General features: G+C 40.4%; 5 protein-coding genes. 2 read left to right on the forward strand and 3 right to left on the reverse strand.

Annotated elements, in window-relative coordinates; translation table 11 throughout:
• The 3 genes from AC1DSB_RS14300 to AC1DSB_RS14310 all read right to left on the reverse strand — a co-directional run.
• The coding region (locus AC1DSB_RS14300) for a DNA-3-methyladenine glycosylase family protein (RefSeq protein ID WP_477586946.1) at positions 1 to 663 on the reverse strand (663 nt) is incomplete at its 3' end.
• A 60-nt stretch (positions 664 to 723) separates the two neighbouring features.
• Positions 724 to 2457 (reverse strand): phospho-sugar mutase, encoded by a 1734-nt coding sequence (locus tag AC1DSB_RS14305; RefSeq protein ID WP_477586947.1) that lies wholly within the window; start codon positions 2455 to 2457, stop codon positions 724 to 726.
• 95 nt (positions 2458 to 2552) lie between these two features.
• Positions 2553 to 4100: a GNAT family N-acetyltransferase gene (locus tag AC1DSB_RS14310; protein ID WP_477586948.1), complete on the reverse strand. Its 1548-nt coding sequence runs from the start codon at positions 4098 to 4100 to the stop codon at positions 2553 to 2555.
• 133 nt (positions 4101 to 4233) lie between these two features.
• On the opposite strand from AC1DSB_RS14310, the gene AC1DSB_RS14315 reads away from it, so the two are divergent.
• Both AC1DSB_RS14315 and AC1DSB_RS14320 read left to right on the forward strand, forming a co-directional pair.
• Positions 4234 to 4659: a disulfide oxidoreductase gene (locus AC1DSB_RS14315; RefSeq protein ID WP_016429206.1), complete on the forward strand. Its 426-nt coding sequence runs from the start codon at positions 4234 to 4236 to the stop codon at positions 4657 to 4659.
• A gap of 1 nt (position 4660) precedes the next feature.
• A partial coding sequence (locus AC1DSB_RS14320) for a thioredoxin family protein (RefSeq protein ID WP_477586949.1) occupies positions 4661 to 4999 on the forward strand: 339 nt, incomplete at its 3' end.

The raw sequence follows: 4999 nt of genomic DNA on the forward strand, positions 1-4999 counted from the left end.
CGTTAATGACAACCCAACAAACTGTTCCTTTGTAAATTGTTTGGTTGCTATGAGCCCAGCAACACCCATGACATATTCTGCTTTTCGCTGCGTGAAGGAAAGGTTGCGCAAATCCTCAACTTGCAATGAAGCAATTCTCTCAGTTGAGGGGAACAACCAATACTTTTCATCTTTATATTCGATAGAATCACCATATGTTGTGACGAGCTTTTGTTTTAACGCATACGCAACGTGCAAACTTATTTGCTGCCCCATAATCGACCAACAAAGCGCTTCAAATAGATCTTCCACACCAACTATCCTGAGCCCTTTATAAGCCGCGACAACTCCAGCTAATATCGCATCATCTTCAGCTAATGTATAAAATGGGCGTAAATCACGAGATAAATCAAACCACACTTCTACGTATGCAGTCGCTGCGGTGATAGCCAGGTCACTAATCGTACTCAATTGTGGGAAAGCTATGACAAGTTCGTTATGGATGTAAGATACTTCGATTAATAAGATTTCATTATCAATTCGAATCGCTTTTACTACGGACTGCTTTTCGAAATCCACACGGTGCAATAGTTCTCTGTTATTGCGTCCTAAGTACAACAGCAAATCGTCCCAATTAATATCCTGTATAGATTTTCTCAATTCGTTATCTTGGTGTTTCCACATTCACTTTTTATCCCCCTTATCAACAAAACCCTATTAGCTTTTTGCTAATAGGGTCTCCAATTACTGGCCGAAACGCTTATCCATGTCAGCAGTGAATTGTGTTTTTATTCGTWCAAGTTTTTCCTTGCTTTCAGCTTCAGTAGGACTTGTCACACCAATATAGTATTTGATTTTTGGTTCAGTTCCACTTGGTCTTACACAAACCCATGACCCATCTGACAGGAAATATTTCAATACATCGGCTTGTGGCAGTATAAGTGTCTCGTCTTTGCGACCGTCAACAAAGCTGCGTGTTTGCGTCAAGTAATCTTCTTGTGATGAAATCGCAATGCCTGCAACTTCTTTCAAAGGTTGAGTTCGTAAACTGGTTAACAGACTTTTGATTTCACGTGCTCCATCTGCTCCCTTTTTAGTTACGGATACTAATCCTTCAAAATAGTAGCCATGTCTTTCAAACAAATCGTGGAGGACGTCAAGCAATGACTTCCCTTGCATTTTGTAGAAAGCGGCCGCTTCTGTGATCGCTAAGACAGTTTGAATCGCATCTTTGTCACGTGCAAATGGTTTTATCAAATAGCCATAGCTTTCCTCGTAACCAAAMAGGAATGTGTATTCATTTGTTTCATTGTATTGCTGAATTTTCTCCCCAATGAATTTGAATCCGGTCAGTACATCTTCTGTTGATGAACCATGGAATTCTGCTATTACTCGTCCGAGATCAGAAGTCACAATGGTTTTGAACACCCGTCCATTGGCTGGCATATTTCCTGCTTCTTTTAATTGCGTTAATAAATACTCAATTAAAATGGCACCCGTCTGATTCCCAGTCAATAAAACATAGCTGTCGCCTTGTTGCACTGCCACACCCACACGGTCTCCATCCGGATCAGCTGTAATTAATAAATCAGCCCCGGTTGTTTTACCTTGAGCCATCGCCAATTCAAAAGCACTGGCTTCTTCCGGGTTTGGTGACTTCAATGTAGGAAATTCTCCATCCGGCTCCATTTGCTCCTCTACGAATGTAAAGTTTTCGTAACCCGCTCGTTTCATCAAATTACGTATAGTTGACCCTGATGCCCCGTGAAGAGGTGAAAATACAACAGCTAAATCATTTTTACCTGACAGGTCTTGATGATGTTGTATGGATTCGACATTTTCAAGATAGGTCTCATCAAGCTCACGACCAACCAATTGAATCAATCCATTTTCTTTAGCGTATTCAGTGTTGCCCGCTTCTACAGCTAACTCATCGCCTACTTGCTGAACAAATGAAATCACAGCCTCGGCATCTGCCAGATTTAACTGGGCCCCGTCTTTCCCATAAACTTTGTAGCCGTTATACTCAGGAGGATTATGACTTGCTGTTACCACAATCCCCATAAAAGCATCCAATTCCCTTACACTGAACGATAGTTGTGGCGTAGTTCTTGGCTCTTCATATAAATAGGCTTGAACTCCATTTTTGGCAAAAGTACTTGCTGCTTCCATCGCAAATTCAGGAGATTTCCTGCGACAGTCATAGGCGACGACAATTCCTTTTTTCATCGCTTCTGTGCCAGCTGCTTTTACGTAATCCGCAACCCCTTGGGAAGCTTTACGAACAGTGTATGTATTCATGCGGTTCGTACCCGCACCAATTTCACCGCGCATCCCGCCAGTGCCAAATTCCAAGTCTTTGTAAAATGCATCTTCCAGTCGCTTTTCATCTTGGGCGATTGCAGAAAGCTGTTCTTTCAATTCAGGCTCCAATTTGTCAAAGGTAAGCCACTTTTCGGCAGTTCGTTTATAACTCAAATCTATTCCCCCATTAAAAACGTTGATTAAGCAGATGAGAAATGCTCAGGCTTCATGTGCCAGTCTAGTAACTGGCACTTAAGCTTGTCTATATCTCATTGGCCTTTTTTATATTCGATACGATACACGTCATGGCGACGGTCTTTTAATTGTTTGACCGTACCATCTTGTCGTTGGCGACGTAAAATTTCTAAATCTACGTCTCCGATTAAGACCATTTCCAAGTTCGGGTTCGTTTCTCCAACTATCCCGTCACGGGCAAATTCAAAATCAGACGGCGCATATATACCAGACTGTGCATATTGAATGTCCATATTTTCGGTTTGTGGCAAGTTGCCGACAGTACCAGAAATAACCGTGTAAATTTGATTTTCTACCGCGCGGGCTTGTGCACAATATTTCACGCGTAAATAACCTTGTCGATCTTCTGTACAGAAAGGTGCGAAAATAATATTGGCACCCATATCCGTTGCTATGCGTGCAAGTTCAGGGAACTCAATATCATAACAAATTTGGATGGCAATTTTTCCGCAATCAGTGTCAAAAACGCGGACTGAATCACCTGCACTGATTCCCCACCATTTTCGTTCGTTTGGTGTGATGTGAATTTTGTATTGTTTTTCAATCGAACCATCGCGACGGAATAAGTAGGCGATGTTGTAAATCTCATCGTCTTCTTCTTTTACGAAATGTGAACCGCCAATGATATTGACATTGTAGCGAACTGCCAAATCGGTAAAGAGTTCGATATATTGTGGTGTGAATTCAGTCAATCGACGAATAGCACGACTCGGTGAAGGTTCATTTAAAAATGACATTAACTGAGTAGTGAAAATCTCTGGGAATACAACGAAATCAGAATGTGCATCGGATGCCACATCAACAAAGTACTCGCATTGATTTGCCAGGTCATCAAATGATTCAATAGCACGCATCATGTACTGAACGACACAGATTCGTACCGGATAACTCGTTTTGAAATGACGTTTTGACATTGGTTTATAGTCAACATTGTTCCATTCCATCAAAGTTGCATACTTACCTGAAGCTGTATCGTCAGGTAAGTAGTTCGGATTAATACGCATAAGCGTGAAACCGTTCATGATTTGGAAGGTCAATACTGGGTCATAAATTTTATGTCGAGACACAGCATCCACGTACTCACGTGGCAACATCTCGGCTGAATGTTTATGGTAATTTGGAATACGTCCACCGATTATTATGGATTTCAGATTGAATTGACGAGCAATTTCTTTACGCGCTTCATATAGACGCTGTCCTACTTTCATGCGTCGATATTCGGGATGCACCATTACTTCAATCCCATACATATTGTAGCCTTCTGGATTGTGATTCGTTATATAGCCGTCATCCGTGACATCTGACCACGAATGGCGGTCATCATATTCATCAAAGTTGATAATTAAACTCGAGCATGAGCCGATAATATGTCCATCCAGTTCTGCGACCATCTGGCCTTCTGGAAAAATAGTTAAATGACTGCGTAATTGGTCAACTTTCCAAGGGTCCATTCCTGGAAAGCAAAGCTTTTGCATCGCTAAAATAGGTTCTATATCATCCATGTTCGTCTGTCTGATGACCATTTTCATTTCAAATTGGGATAAATCGAATTGCTCTGACATGTAGATCGTCTCCTTCACAAAAGCTTCATACTTCATTATATAGGACTGCAGACTGCGTTGAAAATATTTTACATATTTGATGCTTAGAATTATAATTTGATAAGAGTTTACCCTCAGGAGTGGAGATTAGAACATGTCGAAAAAATCAGAGAATATGTTATTGTTTATGTGGGTCGTTTCTTTAGCAGCAACAATGGGGTCCTTATTTTTCTCAGAAATAAGGCATTATGAACCGTGTGAGTTATGTTGGATTCAACGCATTTTCATGTATCCACTCGTCTTAATTCTAGGTATCGCATACGTGCAGAAAAATGCACGCATTGCTGTAACGACTGCTACGTTCTCCATTATTGGTGGAGCGATTTCGTTATATCATTATGGTTTACAAAAAGTCAGCTTTTTATCAGAAAACGCACCTGCCTGTGGACGTGTATCTTGCACAGGTGAATATATCAACATCTTTGGATTCATCACGATTCCATTTTTGGCGCTGACTGCATTTATTCTTATCGCTATTACAAGTTTCATGTTATTGAGAGCTTTAAAGGAGGAAAAGTAGAATGAAGAAGTTATTAATTATTGGCGGAATCATCGTTGCCATATTTGCTTTATTGATTGTCCTGAACAATACATCAAACAAAAATAAATTAGCGGACAATCCTTACGGTACCAACGACTTAAAACAAGAAACCATTGATCAACTGGACGACGAAAACTATCAAAATATCATTCTACCTGATGACTTACAAGCAAAAGTAGAAAGCGGTGAACCCGTAACTGCTTATTTCTTCAGCCCGATTTGTGTTCATTGTAAAGCAATGACTCCTGTATTAATGCCAATCGTAAAAGATATGAACGTTGACTTAGTGCAATACAATATTTATGAATTTGAGCAAGGA

The sequence above is a fragment of the Paenisporosarcina sp. P4_E4_2 genome, from assembly GCF_056401595.1.